Origin of the sequence: Streptomyces sp. CT34 (genome assembly GCF_000805335.1) — a bacterium.
Lineage (GTDB): Bacteria > Actinomycetota > Actinomycetes > Streptomycetales > Streptomycetaceae > Streptomyces.
Genome location: NZ_KN708638.1, coordinates 1,022,201 through 1,042,383 on the forward strand (window position 1 = coordinate 1,022,201; position 20,183 = coordinate 1,042,383).

General features: G+C 73.9%; 17 protein-coding genes and 1 pseudogene. 7 read left to right on the forward strand and 11 right to left on the reverse strand.

Features of this window, described 5'->3' with window-relative positions; all coding sequences use genetic code 11:
* From RZ84_RS04630 to RZ84_RS04640, 3 genes are all read left to right on the forward strand, one after another.
* Positions 1-1,010 (forward strand): cytochrome P450 (locus RZ84_RS04630; protein ID WP_241777574.1); only part of this gene is annotated, 1,010 nt, incomplete at its 5' end.
* Positions 1,007-1,234, forward strand: a complete 228-nt coding sequence (locus RZ84_RS04635) for a ferredoxin (RefSeq protein WP_043263196.1) — start codon at positions 1,007-1,009, stop codon at positions 1,232-1,234. The genes RZ84_RS04630 and RZ84_RS04635, both read left to right, overlap by 4 nt.
* A 216-nt stretch (positions 1,235-1,450) precedes the next feature.
* Positions 1,451-1,975 carry a MarR family winged helix-turn-helix transcriptional regulator gene (locus tag RZ84_RS04640; protein WP_043263197.1) on the forward strand — a complete coding sequence of 175 codons (525 nt, stop codon included), beginning with the start codon at positions 1,451-1,453 and terminating at the stop codon, positions 1,973-1,975.
* A gap of 50 nt (positions 1,976-2,025) precedes the next feature.
* Here RZ84_RS04640 and RZ84_RS04645 read toward each other — a convergent pair whose 3' ends face one another.
* Positions 2,026-2,700, reverse strand: coding sequence for a class I SAM-dependent DNA methyltransferase (locus RZ84_RS04645; protein ID WP_043263198.1), 675 nt, complete (start codon positions 2,698-2,700; stop codon positions 2,026-2,028).
* Between the two features lie 240 nt (positions 2,701-2,940).
* Between RZ84_RS04645 and RZ84_RS04650 the strand changes: the two genes are divergently transcribed.
* Positions 2,941-3,696 (forward strand): hypothetical protein, encoded by a 756-nt coding sequence (locus RZ84_RS04650; protein WP_043263199.1) that lies wholly within the window; start codon positions 2,941-2,943, stop codon positions 3,694-3,696.
* Positions 3,697-4,039: 343 nt separating this feature from the next.
* Here RZ84_RS04650 and RZ84_RS04655 read toward each other — a convergent pair whose 3' ends face one another.
* Positions 4,040-4,417: a zf-HC2 domain-containing protein gene (locus RZ84_RS04655; RefSeq protein ID WP_043263200.1), complete on the reverse strand. Its 378-nt coding sequence runs from the start codon at positions 4,415-4,417 to the stop codon at positions 4,040-4,042.
* 49 nt (positions 4,418-4,466) lie between these two features.
* On the opposite strand from RZ84_RS04655, the gene RZ84_RS04660 reads away from it, so the two are divergent.
* Positions 4,467-5,198 carry a sigma-70 family RNA polymerase sigma factor gene (locus tag RZ84_RS04660; protein ID WP_241777575.1) on the forward strand — a complete coding sequence of 244 codons (732 nt, stop codon included), beginning with the start codon at positions 4,467-4,469 and terminating at the stop codon, positions 5,196-5,198.
* A gap of 76 nt (positions 5,199-5,274) precedes the next feature.
* Here RZ84_RS04660 and RZ84_RS04665 read toward each other — a convergent pair whose 3' ends face one another.
* The 3 genes from RZ84_RS04665 to RZ84_RS34940 are packed head-to-tail and all read right to left on the reverse strand — an operon-like array spanning position 5,275 to position 8,488.
* Positions 5,275-5,760, reverse strand: a complete 486-nt coding sequence (locus RZ84_RS04665; RefSeq protein WP_043263202.1) for a copper chaperone PCu(A)C — start codon at positions 5,758-5,760, stop codon at positions 5,275-5,277.
* Positions 5,757-8,144, reverse strand: coding sequence for a heavy metal translocating P-type ATPase (locus RZ84_RS04670; RefSeq protein ID WP_078893580.1), 2,388 nt, complete (start codon positions 8,142-8,144; stop codon positions 5,757-5,759). Before RZ84_RS04670 ends, RZ84_RS04665 begins: the two co-directional genes overlap by 4 nt.
* Positions 8,141-8,488, reverse strand: coding sequence for a hypothetical protein (locus RZ84_RS34940; protein ID WP_107068074.1), 348 nt, complete (start codon positions 8,486-8,488; stop codon positions 8,141-8,143). The genes RZ84_RS04670 and RZ84_RS34940 overlap by 4 nt, the downstream gene beginning before the upstream one ends.
* A 301-nt stretch (positions 8,489-8,789) precedes the next feature.
* On the opposite strand from RZ84_RS34940, the gene RZ84_RS04680 reads away from it, so the two are divergent.
* Together RZ84_RS04680 and RZ84_RS04685 are read left to right on the forward strand one after the other, a co-directional pair.
* Positions 8,790-10,145, forward strand: coding sequence for a cytochrome P450 family protein (locus RZ84_RS04680; RefSeq protein WP_078893581.1), 1,356 nt, complete (start codon positions 8,790-8,792; stop codon positions 10,143-10,145).
* Positions 10,139-11,224 carry an L-tyrosine/L-tryptophan isonitrile synthase family protein gene (locus RZ84_RS04685; RefSeq protein WP_052229789.1) on the forward strand — a complete coding sequence of 362 codons (1,086 nt, stop codon included), beginning with the start codon at positions 10,139-10,141 and terminating at the stop codon, positions 11,222-11,224. Before RZ84_RS04680 ends, RZ84_RS04685 begins: the two co-directional genes overlap by 7 nt.
* 126 nt (positions 11,225-11,350) lie before the next feature.
* On the opposite strand, the gene RZ84_RS04690 is transcribed toward RZ84_RS04685, so the two are convergent.
* From RZ84_RS04690 to RZ84_RS40575, 6 genes and pseudogenes are all read right to left on the reverse strand, one after another.
* Positions 11,351-12,139 carry an ABC transporter ATP-binding protein gene (locus RZ84_RS04690; protein WP_043263203.1) on the reverse strand — a complete coding sequence of 263 codons (789 nt, stop codon included), beginning with the start codon at positions 12,137-12,139 and terminating at the stop codon, positions 11,351-11,353.
* Between the two features lie 68 nt (positions 12,140-12,207).
* Positions 12,208-13,299: a FecCD family ABC transporter permease gene (locus RZ84_RS04695; protein ID WP_043263204.1), complete on the reverse strand. Its 1,092-nt coding sequence runs from the start codon at positions 13,297-13,299 to the stop codon at positions 12,208-12,210.
* Positions 13,299-14,372 carry an ABC transporter substrate-binding protein gene (locus tag RZ84_RS04700; RefSeq protein WP_241777576.1) on the reverse strand — a complete coding sequence of 358 codons (1,074 nt, stop codon included), beginning with the start codon at positions 14,370-14,372 and terminating at the stop codon, positions 13,299-13,301. Before RZ84_RS04700 ends, RZ84_RS04695 begins: the two co-directional genes overlap by 1 nt.
* A gap of 253 nt (positions 14,373-14,625) precedes the next feature.
* Entirely contained in the window at positions 14,626-17,439 is a 2,814-nt protein-coding gene (locus RZ84_RS04705) for an NHLP bacteriocin export ABC transporter permease/ATPase subunit (RefSeq protein WP_052230423.1), read from the reverse strand.
* Between the two features lie 88 nt (positions 17,440-17,527).
* Positions 17,528-19,657: an NHLP family bacteriocin export ABC transporter peptidase/permease/ATPase subunit gene (locus RZ84_RS04710; protein ID WP_277816896.1), complete on the reverse strand. Its 2,130-nt coding sequence runs from the start codon at positions 19,655-19,657 to the stop codon at positions 17,528-17,530.
* 155 nt (positions 19,658-19,812) lie between these two features.
* A pseudogene (locus RZ84_RS40575) lies at positions 19,813-20,183 on the reverse strand (hypothetical protein); the annotation flags it as partial.

A 20,183-nucleotide genomic window follows, 5' to 3' on the forward strand; every position in this document is an offset into this window, starting at 1 on the left:
AGCGGTTCAGCCGGGCCGAGGGCGCGCTGCACGATGAACCGCGGCAGTCCGAAGGGCGCCGGGACAGCGGCATCCTGGGCATGGATCCGCCCGATCACACCCGGCTGCGCTCCTTGGTGGCGAAGGCCTTCACGGTCCGTCAGGTCGAGAAGCTCCGGCCGCAGGTCAAGGAGCTGACCCGGGAACTGCTCGACGAGCTGGAAGCCGCCGGGCCGCCGGCGGACCTGGTCGACCGCTATGCGCTGCCCATTCCGGTGGCGGTGATCTGCCGGCTGCTGGGGGTGCCGACGGAGGATCGGCCGCTGTTCCGGCGGTGGAGCGATGCGGCACTGTCGACCAGCTCGCTGACCGCGGAGGAGTTCGATGCGAATCAGGAAGAACTCCGCGCGTACATGCGGAAGTTGATCGAGGAACACCGGCGGGCGCCGCGGGACGACCTGATGACGGCGCTGATCGATGCGCGGGATGTCGACGACCGGCTGTCGGAGCTCGAACTGGTCGATCTGTGCGTGGGGATCCTGGTCGCCGGGCACGAGACCACCGCCACACAGATTCCCAACTTCGTCCTGGCGCTGCTGGACCACCCCGGGCAACTCGGGCTGCTGCGGGAGCGCCCGGAGTCGATCGGGACCGCCGTGGAGGAGTTACTGCGCTTCGTACCGCTCGGCAGCGGGGCGAGCCAGCCGCGCTACGCCAAGGAGGACATCGATGTCGGCGGCACCCTGGTGCGGGCCGGCTCGCCCGTCCTGGTCGCGGTGGGCGCGGCCAACCGGGACGCGCTGCGGTTCGACACCCCGGGGACGCTGGACATCTCGCGGGCCGGCAACCAGCACCTCGGCTTCGGCCACGGTGTCCACCACTGCCTGGGGGCGCCGCTGGCCCGGTTGGAACTCCAGGAGGCGATCCTGGGCCTGGTGACCCGGTTCCCGGAACTCCACCTGGCCGGGGACGTGGTGTGGAAGACCGAGATGCTGGTACGCGGGCCGCGGGTCATGCCGGTGGGGTGGTGAGCGCGGTGGCTTGGAAGGTGGAGATCGATCCGCGGCTGTGCATCGCCTCGGGCGCCTGCGCCGGGTTCGCGCCGGAGCTGTTCGTGCTGAACGGCGCGCACTCCCGTCCGGTGCGTACGGACATCGCACCGGACGAGCGGGCGCTGGACGCGGCCGATGTGTGTCCGGCGCTGGCCATCACGGTCCGGGACGGGGAGGGGCGGGTGATCGGGCCGCGACCGTAGGGCGGACCGGCGAAGACGGCGGGCGCGGCCGGCGGGCCGCGTCCCGCCGTGCGAGCGGCGGGTGGTCACCGCCGCCCGTCGCGGTGCTGCTCGGGCGAGCGCCGACAGGGGCGGGCCGGTGACGCGGCGCGCGAAGTCGGCGTGAATGGTGGTGAGGTGAGCATGGCGATGCCGGTCCACGGTGGGCGGCCCGGCGCACCGTGATTGAGTGACCCCATGGCTGACGAGACCACTCACCGAGCGCCCGCATTCCCCGAGTCCATACCCGCCGGATCGACGGCCGGCGCACCGGAATTCACAATTCCGCACGCCCTGACGGCCGCTCCCGGGTATCAGGTGCGGCGGCTCTACCAGGCGTATCTCGCGGTGTGGGTGCGCGCGGTCGATCCGACGCTCACCGGGCCGCAGTTCGCGGTACTGACGGCCGTGGACGCGGCACCGGGGCGGGATCAGCGGTCGATGGCGTCGGCCGTGGCGCTGGACACCTCCACGATGGCGGACGTGGCCCGGCGGCTGGAGAGCCGGGGCCTGGTGGTCCGCCGCACCGACACCGCGGACGGACGGCGCAAGCTGCTGTACCTCACCGAGGACGGCGAGCGGACCCTCCGCGGCGCCCAGGAGCGGGTGCGGCGGCTGGACGAACGGCTGCTGGAGCCGTACGACCCCGTGCAGCGCGCCGACCTGATGCACCTGCTGACGTCCCTGGCCGACCACTGGGAGGGCCTGGCCGGGGAGTTCTGACGGGCGTGCCACGGCTTCCCCGGGCCGGCGACTGCTGCCCTGCTCCCCCGCTACTCCCCCGCCTTACGTGCCAGCAGATACGCCTGCGGGCCCTTCTCGTGTCCCTCCGGCTCGCGCACCACCCGGGTGTTCACGGCGAAACCGGCCTGGTTGAGCAGCTCGGCTATCCGGTCGGGCGGGAACCAGTAGACGTCGAGCGAGAGTTCATGGCCGTACGCGTGGTCCAGGTGGTGCGGCTGATCGCCGATCTTGTAGGCGAGCAGCAGATGTCCGCCCGGGGCCAGGACCCGCGCGAACTCGGCGAACAGCACCGGCAGGCGCTCCGGCGGGGTGTGGATGATCGAGTACCAGGCGACCACCCCGGCGAACCCGCCGTCCGCAAGGTCCAGTTCGGCCATAGACCCCTCGTCGAAGCGCAGCTCCGGGTGCGTCTTGCGGGCCACCGCGACCATCTCGGGCGACAGATCGACACCGCAGACGTCCAGTCCGAGCGAGTGCAGATGTCCCGTGATCCGGCCGGGTCCGCAACCGAGGTCCACGACCGGGCCGCCGCCGTCGGCCCGCACGAGTTCGGCGAACGCGCCGAGCATCGCGCGGTCCACCGGCATCTCGGCGAGCGCGGAGCGCAGCAGCCGCTCGTAGTCGACGGCGACGGTGTCGTAGGCGGTGCGGGTGCTGCGGACGTCGGACGGTTCGGGCGCGTGGGACGGATCTGATGCGGTCATGTCCAAGGACAGTAGCGGGGAGACGGAGCGGGCGTCGGCCGGAGGGTGGGAAGGGGATGCGAGCCGGCCGCCGCTTCAGGAATCGCCCGCGGAGGAAGGGCAGTGGTGACCCGGCCGCGCCGTCGCCGGCCGGGCGGAATCGCGCGATCGCCATCTTCTCGGCGATACGGGCATAACGCCACGACGAGCGACGGGGGTGCGGAGAGCCGCGCGGAGGCGGGGTGCGACGATGGGGCTGTCATGGATGCGGGGCAGGTTCTGAGGGGGCTGCGCGCCGCGGTGTTCGCGACGGTCTGCGTGCTCCTCGCTGCGCTGGGGCACGTGGTGATGTCCGGTACCGCGGTGCCCGGCTGGATGCTGCTCGCGGCCGGTCTGACGACGGCGGCCGGGGCATGGTGCCTCGCCGGCCGGGAACGCGGGCCGGTACTGGTCGGGACGCTGACCGTGGCCACCCAGGCGGGGCTGCACAGCGCGTTCTCGTTGGGGCAGGCACTTGCCGCCCCCACCGCCGGGCAACGGGCCCCGCTGGCACGGGAGTGGGCGAGCACCTGGCTCTGCGGCGGGCAGGGGCTGTCGGTCGCCGACATCGATGCGGCGCGGATGGCGTCGCAGATGGGGCAGACGGGGTCGATGGGCCCCATGGGGTCCGCGCATTCCATGGGAGCGATGGACGCCATGGGCGGGATGGCGGGGATGCCGTCGGGGCATCCGGGCATGCACGGCGGTGGCGCCGGCGGCATGCTCGCCGCGCACCTCTTGGTCGCCCTGCTGAGCGCGTGGTGGCTGTGGGGCGGTGAGCGGGCGGCGTTCCGGCTGGTACGGAGCGTGTCGGTCCGGCTGTTCGCGCCCCTGGTGCTGGTGTCGCGGGTCGTACTGCCCGATGCGGGGCCCGTCCCGCGCCCCGCCCGGCAGGAGCCGCGGTGTGCGGTACGCCAATTGCTGCTCGCCCATGCGATGTCCCTGCGGGGCCCGCCGCGTGAGCCGGCTGTCGGCTGACAGCACGGTCGAACTTCCCGGCCGGACCGGCACGGAGGCAACACAGGGGCGGACATGGGCCGCTCCTCGGAAACGGCTCCCCTGAGGGCCGCTGCCCTGAAGGCGCTCGCCTTCGCGGGCCGTCGCCGCGTGCCCGGATGTCCGGCTTCGACTTCACCGGTCGTCCGCGCCGTATGCGCGATGACCGGATCACGCGAAGGACTCCAGAGGACTCCAGATGATGAATCCTGTCCGGATGCCGGCGGCTCCGCTGCCCGCGTCCGTTTCCCTTCCCGGCGCGCGGGTGGGCATGGGCGGATGCCCGGCACGCGCCGGGGCACCGGCCGGTGCGCCTGCCGGTCGGTCAGTCCGTCCGCCCGCCGGCCGCGTCCACCGCGGCGGTGGGCGCGGCCTCCGGTGCGGGCACCGACCGCACACGGGCGAGCAGCGCCTCGACGGCCGCCGTGTCGTCGAGGGGAACGACGGTGCCGGCGGCGGGGGATGCCCCTCCGTCGGACGGCGCCGCGCCGCCGCTGCGGGTACGGGTGCGCGCACCGCCTCGTTCCGCGCGCGCGGCGGCGCGGTCGAGGGCCGCCGTCAGCGCTCGCGCCTGGGCGTCCCAGGCGCGGCAGTCCGGACAGTCCGAGAGATGGCCGTCGAGGCCGCGGGGGGTGATCCCGGGGGGCAGCTCCTCGCCGTCGAGGCGGGCGGAGAGTGCCGTACGGATGCGCGAGCAGAGCATGCGCCCATCCTCCATCAAGCCGCCACACGCGGCGAGGGGCGGTCCCGGTATGCGTGACGGAGCACGGAACGGTATGCGGGACGACGAGACGGTGACGGGCTGGGCGCTGGCCGCCCGCACCGGTGACGAACGGGCCGTCGAGCAGTTCGTGAAGGCGACCCAGCTCGATGTGCGGCGCTATGTCACGCACCTGAGCGGGGAGGCGCAGGCGGCCGACGATCTGGTGCAGGACACCTACGTACGGGCGTTGCGCGGTCTGCCGCGGTTCGAGGGCCGGTCGTCGGCGCGGACCTGGCTGCTGACGATCGCCCGGCGGGTGGTGGCGGATCGCATCCGCTCCCATGCGGTACGGCCGCGGATGGCCGCGACCGACGACTGGCAGACCGCGGCGGAACGGGTGCAGCCACGCGGTGTTCCGGGCTTCGAGGAGGGCATCGCGCTGACCGAACTGCTCGCGGCGCTGACACCGCGGCGGCGGGAGGCATTTGTGCTGACGCAGCTGCTGGGGCTCCCGTACGCGGCGGCTGCCGGGGTGATGGGCTGCCCGGTGGGAACGGTGCGGTCCCGGGTGGCCCGCGCCCGGGAGACGCTGATCGCGCTGCTGGCGGACGCCGAGGCGGGGAGCGAAGCCGGGGGCGAGGCCGGGAGCGAGGCGGAGGCCGCACGGCGGGGCGCGGACGGCGGGGGCGCGGTTCGGGCATCGCGCCCGGGGAGCGTGGCGTTCGCAAGACCGGGGCCGGGTGACCGGCAGCCGCGCGATCTCGCCGGCGCCGTGGCCTGACGGGCCGCGTCCCGGCGTCGCGACGGGGTTCACGGTCGGGCGGTGGCCCGATCGTGAACCCCGGGCGACGCACCCGCTATTGCTTCGCACCCTCCTCACCGGGGCGTACCGCACGGGCCCGGACGGTCAGCGGCGGGCTGTCGCGGAAGTGAAGGGTGAAGGTGAGGCGGTCCCCGGGGGTGAGCCGGGGTGGCGGGCTGATCATGACGTCGAGGGTTGCGGGCGTCATGGTCAGCGAGCCGCCGGCCGGGACGGTGGCGGAGCCGACCATGGCCATGGTGCGGGCGTTGCGGCCGGCGGGGACGTCACGGCTGAGCATGGTCCGGTGGCCCGCCGGGCCGGTGACCGAGGTCAGCACGTCGTCCGCGGTGCCGGTGTTGCGCAGGGTGAAGAAGGCGGCGGTGGCGTCGTTGCCGGCGGGGATCAGCACGCGCCCCTCGGTGGCGGTCAGCCGGGCGGGGGTGCCCGCGTGACCGGTCGCGGCCCAGGCCGTGAGCGTACCGAGGGTCGCCAGGCAGGTGAGGAGCGGTACGGCGACCGCCACCAGGCGCGGGCGGTTCATGAGGTCTCCCAAGTGGCCTTGTTGTACGGCGCGTTGGTGCGCCGGGCGGAGCGTGCGGCGCCCGGGGGCCGCCAGGCGCACAGGCGCAGGCTGTTGCCGACGACGAGCAGGGAGCTGGCGGACATCGCGGCTGCCGCGAGCATCGGGTTGAGCAGACCGACCGCGGCGAGCGGCACGGTGACGAGGTTGTACCCGAAGGCCCAGAGGAGGTTGCCGCGGATGGTGCCGAGCGTACGGCGGGCGAGGCGTACGGCATCGGCGATGGCCTGGAGGTCCTCGCGTACGAGGGTCACGTCCGCGGCGCCGATCGCCGCGTCGGTGCCGCTGCCCATGGCGATGCCGAGGTCGGCCAGTGCGAGGGCCGCCGCGTCGTTGACGCCGTCGCCGACCACGGCGACCCGGGCGCCCTGTTCCTTGAGGGTCGTCACCAGCGCGGCCTTGTCCTGGGGACGGGCCTGGGCGTGGATCTCGGTGATGGCGAGCGCTCCGGCGACCGCCCGGGCGGTGGCCGCGCGGTCGCCGGTGGCCAGGACGGGCCGCAGGCCGAGGCGGCGCAGATGGTCGACCGCGCGGTAGCCGTCGGGGCGCAGGGTGTCGCCGACGGCGATGACCGCTTCCGGGACCCCGTCTACGGTGACGAGGACCGCGGTGCGGCCGGCGGTTTCGGCCGCCCGCACCGCGTCCGGCAGCGGAGCCGGCAGGTCGCCGGGGTCGTCCGGCGGCCGGACGACGGTCACCTGGTGCCCGTCCGCCGTACCGCGTACGCCGATGCCGGGGGTGGCGGTGAAGTCCCCTGCAGAAGCGGCTGGTCGGCTGGGGCGGTCTGCGGCTCGGTCGTGGGCGTATGCGGTGATGGCGCGCGCCACGGGGTGCTCGGAGCCCTGCTCGACGGTGGCGGCGAGCCGGAGTGCGTCCTGCGGATCGAGGCCGCCGGTACGCGGTGTCAGGGCGCTGACCGTCATCCGCCCCGTGGTGAGGGTGCCGGTCTTGTCGAGGACGACGGTGTCGATGCGGCGCAGTCGTTCCAGTGCGCGCGGCCCGCTGACCAGGATTCCGAGCTGGGCGCCGCGTCCGGTGGCGGCCAGCAGCGCGGTCGGGGTGGCCAGGCCCAGCGCACACGGGCAGGCGACGACCAGTACGGCGACGGCCGCGGTGACGGCCGCCTGCGGGTCGGCCCCGGCGCCGAGCCAGAAGCCCAGGACGGTGACCGAGACGGTCAGTACGGCGGGCACGAAGACCGCGGCCACCGCGTCGGCGAGGCGCTGCGCCCGGGTCTTGCCGGTCTGCGCGTCCTCGACGAGCCGGGTGATCCGGGCGAGTTGGGTGTCGCCGCCCACGGCGTCCGCCCGGACCTCCAGCAGACCACCGGAGTTGACCGCTCCGCCGACCACCTCGGAGCCCGGCCCGACCTCGACCGGGCGGCTCTCCCCGCTGATCAGCGAGAGGTCCAGTGCCGAGCCGCCGACGACGACGGTGCCGTCCGTGGCGACCCGCTCCCCCGGCCGTACCAGGAACCGGTCCCCGACCCGCAGCCGATCGGCCGGGATACGGCGTTCGCTGCCGTCCTCGCCGCGTACCGCCACCTCCTTCGCGGCGAGTTCGGCCAGCGAACGCAGCGCGGCGCCGGTGCCCCGCCGGGCGCCGGCCTCCATCCGGCGTCCGGCCAGGACGAACAGCGGTACGCCGACGGCCGCTTCGAGGTACAGATGCGCCGTCCCGTCACCGGCGGTGGGCAGCAGGCTGAACGGCATCGTCATACCGGGCGCGCCGGCTCCGCCGAGAAAGAGCGCGTAGGTGGACCAGGCGAACGACGCGGCGACGCCGAGGGAGACCAGGGTGTCCATGGTCGCGGCACCGTGGCGCAGGCCCCGCAGCGCGCGGAGGTGGAAGGGCGCGGCACCCCATACGGCGACCGGTGCGGCGAGCATGAAGCACAGCCACTGCCAGTTGCGGAACTGCCAGCCCGGCACCATCGACAGCACCAGTACCGGCACCGACAGCAGGGCGGTCAGCAGCAGCCGCTGCCGCTCGGCACGTGATCCGTCGTCGTGGCGGCCGGCGGCCTCGGCGGGCCGCTGGTGGGCGTCGTCGGGCTCCGGTGCGACGGGTTCCGGCAGCCGTGCCGTGAACCCGGCGGCCTCCACGGTGGCGATGAGTTCGCCGGCGGAGACCGCCACCGGGTGAGTGATCCGTGCCCGCCCCGTCGCCAGATTCACCGAGGCGGTCACGCCGTCCATCCGCCCGAGCTTCTTCTCGACCCGTCCCACACAGGCGGCGCAGGTCATGCCGCCGATGGTGAGGGTGGAGGTGGTGAGTCCGGCCTCGGTGGTGGTGAGTTGAGGGTGTGCGGACGGGGTCCGGCGGGGGTGGGGGTCCGGTGTCATCGCAGCTCTCCCACGGTCACCGGGGCGGGGGACGGGGCTCCCATGGAGCCCATGCCGGGCATGGAGCCCATGCCTCCGTCGCCGGTGGGTTCGGTGGTGCCGGTGCGGGCGCGATCGGCGGGGTGCAGGCCAGGAGCCACGGGGCCGACGGCGGTTCCCGCCGCGTACGAGACGGCGAACAGCAGCGCCAGGAGGCCGAGGAGGCCGGCGACCGGACGGGCGGGCAGGAACCGTGCGAGGGACCGGGGGCGTGCCGGTGTCCGGGCGGCAGGGGAGCCGGCGGCGGGGGATGCCGGCCGCCGGTCGCGGTGGGGTGGCACGGGGGACGTCGCGGGGGTGGTCATCGCGTCATCGTGGCAGGGGGGAGGGGGGGGGGGCGGACGATCGGGGGGTGTTCGGCACGTGAGGTTCGTCCCGTGTCCGGAGCGGAACTAGGGGCCGTCGGGGGACGACTAACTGGGTTTGCCCGCGGTCCCGTTCGGACCGCCGCGACCGCGGTCGGCCCCGTGAGCCGCGACGATCCGCTCCGCCCGTCCCACCGATTCCCCGGGCGGGGGAATTTTCCCGGTTCGGCGGGAACCCGGTCCGCGTTTCGCCCGACCTCTCACACGCCGAGCCGTCCCGGCCCGCCCCGAAGGAGACCCCATGCCCACACCAGGCCAACCGGCCCGACCGCCCCACCCCACGGACCTCTACGGCGCCGACTACAAACGCGACCCGTATCCCCTCTACGCCGAGTTGCGGGCGCGCGGCCCGGTGCACCGGGTGCGGTTCCCCAGCGGGGTGTGCGCCTGGCTGGTCACCGGGTACGAGGCCGCGCAGCAGGCACTGACCGATCCCCGCCTGGGCAAGCACCACTCACGCGGCAACGCGGCATGGCGGGCCCGTGCTTCGATCATGCCGGAGCCGCAGCACTCCCAGCTCCAGGTGCATCTGCTCCATCAGGACCCGCCCCGGCACACCGCGCTGCGCCGGATGATCACCGATGCCTTCGCACCGCAGCGCGTCGAGGCGCTCCGCCCGCGCTTCCAGGCGATGGCCGACGCGCTGCTGGACCGGCTCCCCGACACCGGCCCGGTCGATCTCGTGGAAGCCTTCGCGGCGCACTTCCCGTTCCGGGTACTGGCCGAAGTCATCGGGCTGCCGGGGGAGTTCGCGGCCCGATTCGACCGGGACTGGGGAAAGGTCGTACAGCCGGTGGGGCCCGAGGACCCCGGCCGTGCCGCCTACGAGGCGCGGCTGGGCGGGCTCCAGCGGTACATCGCCGACCTGGTCGACCACAAGCGCCGGGAACCCGGCGACGATCTGCTGTCCCGTCTGGTCGCGGCCCGCGACGGCGGTGAACTCGGGCAGCCGGAGCTGGATTCGATGATCTTCCAGCTGCTGGTCGCCGGCCAGGAACCGGTCACCAACCAGATCACCACCGCCCTGGTCACCCTGCTGCGCCACCCCGGCCACCTTTCCGCGCTCGCCGCCCGCCCCGACCTGCTGCCCCGCGCGGTCGAGGAACTGCTGCGCCACGACGCCGCGTTCGAGCTGACGACCTGGCGGTTCTTCGCCGAGGACAGCGAGCTGCACGGCACCCGGATCCCGGCGGGCGACTCCGTCATCGTCTCGCTCTGCGCGGCCAACCGCGACGACCGCCGCTTCGCCGGCGCCGACACGCTCGACTTCGACCGCTCCCCCAACGCGCACCTCGCGTTCGGCCACGGCATCCACTTCTGCCCCGGTGCCGCCCTCGCCCGCGTGGAACTCCAGATCGCTCTGGGGTCCCTGCTCAGACGGCTGCCCGGCCTGCGCCTTGCCGTCCCGGAGTCGCAACTGCGGTGGATTCCGGCGGTGTTGGCACGCGGTGTCGACCACCTCCCGGTGACGTACGGCGGGGACGCGGAGGGTACGGCCGGTACCGCCGCCGTGGTCCGCACCGGAGCGGAGCCCGCTGCCTTTGGGCCGACCGCCGCGGGCTGCCCCCTGCACCGGGCGGACAGCTCGACATGCTGACCCCCCTCACCGAGCCGCACCCCGCGACCGCCGGCGGCGCCGCCCGCGACGACGTCCACACCGACGGCTCCCACCGTGCGACCCGCGCCACCTGCGAGGCGGTCCTCCGCATCCTCCTGCCGTACCGCCGCGCCCTGGAGGCCCCCCACTCCCCGCACCACCGCCGCGGCCCCCACGGGGCTGCCGCCCGCGACGACGTCCCCGCGGCGTTTCCCGCCCAGTTGCGGCAGCTCGCGCCCTGGGTCGCGGCGGGTGAGCCGATCCGCTTCACGCTGCCCGGCTTCCCCTGCAAGTCGCCGAACCCCGCCAAGGTGCTCGGCACCGTCCCCGACGAGGGCGAGCGGCTGGCACTGCGCTTCCTCGACCGCCTGTGCACCCGCATCGAGGCCGTCCATCCGCCCGGTGCACGGGTCGTCATCTGCTCGGACGGACATGTCTTCAGCGACCTCATCCGCGTCCCCGACACGGACATCGACGCGTACGGGGACGGGCTGCGGGCGATGATCCGCGACGAGGGGCTGGCGGCCCGTCTCGGTGTGTTCGATCTGCGCGCGGCCTACGGGGATCTGCCGTACGCCGCGAAGCGGGCCCGGATCCAGGAAGCCCATGCGCCGACGCCGGAGGAGCTACGGGCCGAGACCCGCGGCGACGAGGCGGCCCGGCGGCTGTACCAGGGCATCACCCGGTTCCTCTTCGAGGACACCGACCTCGCCTCGTACCCCGGCACCCGCTCGGCGCTGCAACGCGACTGCCGGGCCCGCGCGTACGGCGTCATACGGCGCAGCCGCGCATGGGGCGGGCTGATCGACGAGCATCACCCCGGCGCGGTCCGGCTCTCCATCCATCCGCAGCCGCGCGGCTCGGCCAAGTTCGGCATCCGGTTGCTGGAGGCGCCGGATGCCTGGCTGACGCCCTGGCATGCGTGTGTGCTGGAACACCCCGACGGGCGGGTGGAGTTGCTGCGGCGGGCGGACGCCGAGGCGCGCGGTCGGCTGGTCGTGCGCGCGGGGCGGCCGAGCCACTTCGCGGTGGCGCGAACGGGACGGGCCGCGGGGACGGGACCCGCGGCGACGGGATGAGCCCCGAAGCCGCCTCGGCCGTTGCGGCCGGGCCGTGAGCGGTGTGGACGGCCGGTTCCGGCCCGGCCGTCCACACCGGTCACCGCGGCTCGGGGCCGCGGCGCCGCCGCTTGCCGCGCCCCGGGCTCAGCACCGGACGGAGTCGGCCGCCCGGCGGTGGTCGAACGCGATCAGCGGATCGCCCGTCAACGGGTGCTCCGTGACCGCGGCCCGTACGCCGAAGACCTCGGCCAGGAGTTCCGGGGTCAGCACGGTGCGGGGCGGGCCGGAGGCGACCAGCCGGCCGGCGTGCAGGACGTGCAGGCGGTCGCAGAGGGAAGCCGCGGCGTTGAGGTCGTGGAGGGAGATCAGGGTGGTGCGGGCCTGCGCGCGGAGCAGGGCCAGGAGCTCCACCTGATGGCGGATGTCGAGGTGGTTGGTGGGCTCGTCGAGCACCAGGACGTCCGGATTCTGGGCGAACGCCCGTGCCAGCAGCACGCGTTGGCGCTCCCCTCCGGAGAGGGCGGAGAAGCGGCGCGCCTCCTGGCCGGACATGCCGACGCCGGCCAGGGCCTGTGCCACCGTCTCCCGGTCGGTGGCGTCCTCCCCCGCGAAGGCCCGTTTGTAGGGTGTGCGGCCCATGGCGACCACTTCGCGCACGGTCAGCTCGAAGTCGCCGCCGCGTTCCTGGGGCAGCGCGGCGACATGGCGGGCGGCCCGGCCCGGTGCCAGGGTGCGGATGTCGGTTCCGGAGAGCAGGACCCGCCCGGCGGTGGGGCGCAGATGCCGGTAAACGGTCCGCAGGACGGTGGACTTCCCGCTGCCGTTGGGGCCGACCAGCCCGGCGATCTCCCCGGCGGCTGCCATGAGACGGACGCCGGCGACGACGTCCCGTCCTGAGTAGGCGACCCGCAGTTCCTCGATGTCGATCCTCATGGCCGCCCTTCCGTCCCCGTAGCCGTGTCGCTCTGTGCCCGTGTCCCCGCCGGTGTCCGTGCGCCTGCTCATCCCGCCGCCCCCACCCGCCGGTCCAGGATGAACAGCAGCGCCGGGGCGCCGATCAGGGCGGTGACGACGCCGACGGGGAGTTCCTGGGTGGCCAGGGCCGTGCGGCACACGACGTCGACGACCACCAGGACCAGTGCCCCGGTGAGGGCGGAGAGCGGCAGCAGCCGGCGGTGGTCGCCGCCGAGCAGCAGCCGGCACAGGTGCGGCACCATCAGGCCGAGGAAGCCGATGGCCCCGGAGACGGCGACCAGGACGCCGGTCAACAGGCTGGTCACCGCGAACAGTTCGCGGCGCAGCCGGACCACGTCGATGCCCAGGCCGGCGGCCGTCTCGTCGCCCATCAGCAGGGCGTTCATGGCGCGGGCGCGGGCCTGGAGCACCAGCAGCCCGGTCGCGACGGCGAGGGCCGGCAGCCCGAGCGCGCTCCAGGTCGCCCCGCTCAGGCTGCCCATCAGCCAGAACAGCACACCACGGGTCTGCTGCTCGTCCCCGGCCTGGAGGACCAGGTAGCTGGTGAAGCCGGAGAGGAACTGGCCGATGCCCACGCCGGCCAGGACGAGGCGCAGCGGGGAGAAGCCGCCGCCGCGGCGCGCCAGGCACCACACCAGGGCGAAGGCGGCGAGCGCGCCCGCGAAGGCCGCGGCCGACAGCCCGAACCCCAGCGCACCGCCGGCGCCCGCGCCCAGCACGATCGCGGCGACCGCACCGAGCGAGGCGCCGTGTGAGATGCCCAGGAGGTACGGGTCGGCGAGGGGGTTGCGGACCAGGGCCTGGGTCGCGGTGCCCACCAGTCCCAGTCCGGCGCCCACGCAGGCCGCCAACAGGGCCCTGGGGACGCGGAGTTGCCAGATGATGAGGTCGTCGGTGCCGGGCTGCGGTGCGGTGCCGCCCAGCCGGCGGAGGACCACGGCCCATACGTGTCCGGGGGCGATGTCCGTGGCGCCCAGGGACACCGCGGCGGTCAGCGCCGCGATCAGGGCGAGGGCCAGCCCGAGTGCCAGTGCCCCGGCGCGGAGGCCGCGCCCGGGTCCGGACGGGGCGGACTCCGTCCGGGCCGCACCGTCCGCCGCCGCGCGCACCGCCGCCATTACCGCGCCGCCTTGAACCGCGTGGGATACAGCGTGTGCGCGATCTGCGCCACGGTGTCCGCGTTGCCGACCCCGGCGATCGTCGTGCGTTCCGAGCCGATCCGCAGGAACCGGTCGTTCCGTACGGCCGCCAATCCCCTGGTGGCCGGGAAGGACTTCAGGAACGCGGCGGCCTGGTCGAACGCCCTGGCGTTGGCGGCGGCGTCGCCCCGGTCCCGGACGGCCAGTTGGATCCAGTCCGGGTTCCGGGCGACCACGTCCTCCCAGGAGACCGGTGTGAAGGCGCCGTCGCAGTCGCCGAAGATGTTGCGCGCACCGGCCTGGGTGAGCACGGCGTTGGCGACCTGCTTGCGGCAGACGGCCATCGGCTGCTTGGTGCCGGCGTCGAAGTCGAAGAAGAAGTAGCTCGGCCGCTTTTCCTCGGGTACGTCGCCCACGGCCTTGCGGACGGCGGCGACCTTCTCCCGCATGCCGGCGACGAGTTCGCGGGCCCGTTGCGCGGTGCCGGTGACCGCGCCGAGCCGGGTGATGTCGCCCTCCACGCCGGACAGGTCCTGCTGGGGGCTCTTGGCCATCGGTGCGCAGGCGGTGGAGGCGAGGAAGATGTGCCGGATGCCGGCCGCCCTGAACTCCTCCTCGGTCGGGGCGTCGCCGGCCCCGCCCATCCTGCTCATGGCGGCGAAGGTGTCGATGTAGAGGTCCGCGCCCGAGCCGAGCAGTTTCTCCTTGGGGATGACGGCCTTCCCGAGGACCGGGACGCGCTGCGCCCGCGCGCCCAGGTCGCCCTTCCAGGTGCCCTTGCCGGGCGGGAAGCCGGTCCCGATGACCCGGTCGCCGGCGCCCAGCCGCAGCAGCATCTCCAGGGCGGCGGCGTTGCTCGTGACGATCCTGCGCGGCGCGGCGGTGAAGGTGGTCTCGGCGCCCTTGCAGTCGGCGACCTTCACCGGGAAGCCGGAGCCGCCGCTCCCGGAGGCACCGCTCCCGGTTCCCGTACTGCCGGCACCGCCGCCACCGCACGCGGTGGCGGTCAGCGCGACCAGCATCGCGACACCGCACAACTTCCCAGGACGCATGGGCCTTCTCCCCTACCTGCAACGCACCGGCCGGTCGGCCGGCCGCGGGGTCACGCTCGTGACCCGGCACAGGTAGTCGGCCGGATCACGCGTCCGGTTCCCGGCCGCTACGGCTACCTCTGCTCCGTCCCACCGCTTCTGGGGTCCCTGGAGCTCCAGCAGCCGCACGCGTGTACCGTGCGGCCACCGGGCGACGGTTTCGGCGGCGGAGCCGCCTGTGCGGCGGTTCCGGGGACTACGGGAAGGCCCGCCCTCACGCCAACTGGCGCCGCACCAGATCGTGCAGCCGGCCGCCGGTGTCCGCGAGCAGGTCCGCGGGGGCGCCCTGCTCGACGACCCGGCCGTCGGCCATGACGATGACGCGGTCGGCGTCCATGACGGTGGAGAGCCGGTGGGCGATGACCAGGCGGCTGGCGCTGAGCTTGCGGGTGCTGTCGATGACGATGCGCTGGGTTTCGTTGTCGAGGGCGCTGGTGGCCTCGTCGAAGAAGAGGATGCGGGGGCGGCGGACCAGTGCCTGGGCGATCATCAGGCGCTGGCGCTGGCCGCCGGATATGGCGCCGCCGCCGGAGATCATGGTGTGCAGGCCCATCGGCATCCGTTTGATGTCCTCGGCCAGGCCCGCCATTTCGGCCGCCGCCCAGACCTCTTCCTGGGTGAACGCCTCGGCGCCGCTGATGCAGTCGAGGAGCGAGCCGGTGAGCGGCTGGGCGTTCTGCAGGACGACACCGCACTGGCGGCGCACGGCCGCCTGGTCGAGGGCCGCGAGGTCCTGGCCCTCGTAGAGAACGCTGCCCGAGGTGGGCTTGTCGAAGCCGATGAGGAGGCGGAGCAGGGTCGACTTGCCGCAGCCGCTGGGGCCGACGACGGCGACGAACTCGCCCGGCTCGACGCGGAGGGAGACATCGTCGAGGACCAGGGGGCCGTCGTCGGTGTAGCGGAACGAGAGCCGGCGCGCCTCGATGCCGCCGGAGAGGACGCCGGGCTGGGCGCTGCCGCCGCGGACCTCGGGGGCCTCGTCCAGCACCGGCTTGATCTGCTCGAACATCGGGAGCGCGGCGGCGGCCGAGACGAACGCGCCGGTGATCTGGGTGACCGAGGTGAGCAGCATGGTCACCGAGGTGTTGAAGGTCAGGAAGGAGCCGGCCGACATGGTGCCGCGGGCGGGGCCGGCCAGCAGCAGGAAGAGGACGAGGGAACAGAGGGGGAGGTAGACCGCGTTGAGGACGGTGGTGAGGTTCTTGATGCGGCCGGCCTTCTGCTGGAGTTCGCGGGAGCGGGCGAACTCGCGGGCCCAGGCCGCGTACGCGAAGCTCTCGGCCGCCGCGACCCGCAGCTTGGGCAGGCCGCGCAGGGTCTGGAACGCCTGGTTGTTGAGCTTGTTGCCGAGCGTGACCAGCTTGCGCTGCCAGCGCAGTTCCCACAGCCCCATGACCAGGAACACCGCGCCGATGACCAGCAGCATGGCGATCGCGGCGAGGGCGAGCGGGGCGCTGTAGAGGAACAGCAGGACGAGGTTCATCGCGCCGACCGTGGTGGCCTGCACCGCGACCGGTCCGACGCCGGCCAGCACCCGGCGGATGGCGCTGATGCCCATTGCGGCACTGGCCAGTTCGCCGGTGGAGCGCTCGGCGAAGAACTTCGTCGGGAGGCGCAGCAGCCGGTCCCAGACGGCGGGCTGGAGGACGCTCTCGATGCGGCCCTCCATGCGGAGCACGGTGAGGTTCTGGAGCAGCATGAAGGCGGCGGAGACGACGCCGGAGACGATGACGGCGAGGGCGACCTGGACGATCAGGCTGCGCTCGGCTGCCGGTACGTAGACGCCGAGGACCTTGCCGGTGGCGATCGGGACGAGCGCGCCGAGGCCGACCGTCACCAGTCCGCCGAGGGCCAGGTTGCGCGCGTCCATGCGGGTGCCGCGCAGGCTGAAGCGCATCAGCCGCCACATGTTCATCGGGCGGTCCGGCAGCGGCCGGTAGAACATCACCGCGCGCGGCTCGAACTCGTCGGCGTTGTCCTTGCCTATGCGTATCCGCAGACCGGAGGCGGGGTTGACCGCCTCGTAGCGTCCGCGGCGCCACAACAGGGCAACGGGAGCACCGGATTTGGCGCGCATGCCGACCAGGGGGCCGGCGTCGGTGCGCCACCAGCGCCCGTCGAGGCGTACGCCGCGGGTGCGGATCCGGGAGCTGACCGCGACGCGTTCGACGGCGCTGATCCGGTCGCCTGCCGCGGCGCCCTTGGGAGGCTCGGTGAGGGTGATGCCGGCCGCCGCGGCGACCTGGCGGCAGACCGCGAAGGTCGCGTCGTCGCCGGCCCGGTCGCGGCCCGCGGCGGAGCGTCCCGAGCGGTCCTTGCCGATGGAGGCGAGCAGCGCCTGGTCCGCGCGTTCGCGGACCGCCTCGCCCGCCTTGATGCCGGCGGCGGTGCGGTCCTCGTGGGCGCGCTCCAGCTGCTCGATCCAGCGGTCGACGGCGGACAGCAGCCGGTACTGCTGGTTGACCATGCGCTGCCACAGCGCGGGGTCGACGAGCAGGTCGGCGGCGGCCTCCGCGCTGTAGGAGGCGCCGTACTGGACGCTGCCGGGCGGCACCGGCATCCAGAGGATGTCGTCGTCGGCCACCGCCTCGTCGGTGGGCCGGCCGTCCAGCGGTGCCTCGAACAGCACGCCCAGGCTGCGGGCGGTGCCGAGCGCGAAGGCGTGCTCCAGCGCGGTGGGCGCCTGCCCTCCGTAGGTGTCGTCGTAGCCGTACGCGTACTCGCCCTGCTCGCCGTAGCCGGTGTGGTCGGGGCGGGGCAGTTCGCGCAGCGCGATCCGGCGCAGCCCGCAGTCCTGGGAGGGGCGGCCGAAGAGGGTGTGCTGGGGGCCCTCGACGGGGCCGAGCAGCAGGGCGCCGGCTTCCAGGCGGCCGAGGAAGTGCCAGTGGCCCTCCTGGGCGGCGTCGACGGCGAAGAGGTCCAGGAAGCCGCCGGTGACCAGCCACAGGACGTGCGGCCCCTCCAGGGGGACGTTGCGCAGCCCGGTGCAGTCGACGGGGGCGCCGAGGCCGCCCAGGGCGTGCCGCACCGCGTCGCTCTCGCCCGGCCCCTGGGCGGGTCCCGCGGCGGACCCCGTGGCGGATCCCGCCTCCGGAGCCGGGTGTACGGATGCCACGTCAGTGCTCCTTGACCAGCTCGGCGTACGCGCCTCCGGCGGCGACCAGGTCCTGGTGCCGGCCGCGTTCGACGACCACGCCGTGGTCGAGGACCACGATCTCGTCGCTGTCGCGGACGGTGCTCAGCCGGTGGGCGATGACGACGCAGGCGCAGCCGCGCCGCCGCAGATTGTCCATGATGACCGCCTCGGTCTCGGCGTCCAGGGCGCTGGTGACCTCGTCGAGGACCAGGATGCTGGGGCGCCGTACCAGTGCGCGGGCGATTTCCAAGCGCTGCCGCTGGCCGCCGGAGAAGTTGCGGCCGTCCTGCTCGACGCGGCTGTGGATGCCGTCGGGGCGGCGGGCGATGACGTCGTCGTAGAGGGCGGCGTCCTGGAGGGCGGCGATGACCGCGTCGTCCGGGATCGAGGGGTCCCAGAGGGCGACGTTGTCCCGGACGGTGCCCTCGAAGAGGAAGATGTCCTGGTCGACGAAGGAGACCGAGGCGGCCAGCGCGCTGCGGGGGATGTCCTCCAGCCGCTGTCCGTCGATGCGGATGGTGCCTTCCCAGGGGGCGTAGAGGCCGGATATCAGCCGGGAGACGGTGGACTTGCCGCTGCCGGAGCCGCCGACCAGGGCGACCTGGCGGCCGGGACCGACGGCCAGGGAGAAGCCGGTGAGCAGCGGTTTGTCGAGCGGGCTGTAGCCGAAGGTGATGTCCTCCAGCGTCACATGGCCTTTGAGGCGGCGGGTGCCGGTGTCCGCCTCCGGGCGGGAGTAGAGGGTGTCGGCCGGGAAGCTCTCGACGTCCTTGAGGCGGGCGACGTCGGCGGCGAAGTCCTGTATGCGGCCGGCGACGCCGTTGAGCCGGGTGACCGGCGCGGTGAAGCGCGTCACCAGGGCCTGGAAGGCGACCAGCAGGCCGATGGAGATATGGCCCTCGACCGCGCGCAGCCCGCCGATCCACAGGATCAGGGCGCTGTTGAGGGTGGCGAGAGTGGGGGCGACGACCGCCAGCCAGGCGCTGGGGACGCCGAGCCGCTGCTGTTCCTCCAGGGTGGTGGCGTGCTGGCCGGCCCAGCGCCGGAAGTAGCCGTTCTCGCCGCCGGTGGCCTTCATGGTCTCGATGAGCTGGAGGCCGGTGTACGAGGTGTTGGTCAGCCGGGCGGTGTCGGCGCGCAGCTTCTGGGTGTGGGTGGCCCGCAGCCGGACGACGATCCGCATCGCGACGACGTTGAGCAGCGCGATCAGTACGCCGATGACGGTGAGTTGGGGGTCGTACGTCCACAGCAGCAGGGCGTAGAGGACCACCACGACGCCGTCCACGGCTGCCGCGGCGAGGTCCCGGGCGAGGGTCTCGGCCACCGCGTCGTTGGACTGGAGCCGTTGGACGAGGTCGGCGGGCGAGCGCTGGGCGAAGAAGGTGACCGGCAGCCGCAACAGGTGGCGCAGGAAGCGGGCGCTGCTGAGGGTGGAGGAGATGATCCGGCCGTGCAGCAGGTTGGCCTGTTGCAGGCCGGTCAGTACGGCGGTGAGCGCCACCATCGCGGTCATCGCGGCGAACAGCGGCCCCAGCAGGGAGGTCTGGTTGCCGATCAGGAACATGTCGATGTACGTGCGGCTGAGCGCGGGTACCGCGGCGCCGACGCCGACCAGCAGCAGGCTGGCGAGCAGCGCGGCCAGCAGGGTGCCGGTGGTGCCGCGCAGCCGGGCGGGCAGGGCGCTGAGCACGCTGGGCCTGCGGCCCCCCTTGCGGAACGCGTCGGTGGGCTCGAAGACCAGGACGACGCCGGTGAAGCTGGTGTCGAAGTCCTCCGTGGCCACGAAGCGGCGGCCCTTGTCGGGGTCGTTGATGTGCACGCCGCGGCGGCCGAGGCGGCGGCCCATGCCGTCGTAGACGACGTAGTGGTTGAACTCCCAGAAGAGGATGGCCGGCGCCGGGACCTCGGCGAGCGCGGCCGGTTCCATCTGCATGCCCTTGGCCTGGAGGCCGTAACTGCGGGCGGCCTTGAGCAGGTTGCTGGCGCGCGAGCCGTCGCGGGAGACGCCGCAGGCGATCCGCAGCTCCTCCAGGGGGACGTGGCGCCCGTAGTGGGCGAGCACCATGGCCAGGGAGGCGGCGCCGCACTCCACGGCCTCCATCTGGAGCACGGTGGGCGTGCGGACGGCTTTCCCGGCCTTCCCGGCCTTTGCGGCGGGCGCCGGCCCCTTGCGGCGGCGGGCGGCCGGCGCGTGCTCGGGGCGGTGCCGGCCGCGGCCGGCCGGCGGCAGGTGCTGCGGGGGTGCCGCGGAGTCGTTCGGTGCGGTCACGGGAGCAGCCAATCGATCGGGTGCTGCGCGGCCAGGTGGACGGCGCCGGTGGCCTGGGTCATCGAGTCCAGCGCGAAGGGCGGGCCGTCCGAGGTGGACCAGGCGTAACCGGAGGCGGTGTGCGCGGTGTCGAGCGTGACCCGGACCGCGACCGGCTGGCCGTGCTGGGAGAACTGCTCGCCGAGCTGGTCGCTGCCGAGGAAGGCGGAAATCCGCTGGCGGGTCTGGGGGTTGCGGCCGATGGCCACGATCTTGCCGCGCAGTACGCCGTACTGCTGGGTCGGCGCGGACTGGACGCTGAGGTCGACGGAGGCGCCGAGGGGGAGGGTGGCGGCGCTCTCGGCGGGGGCGGAGAGGGGCGCGGGCA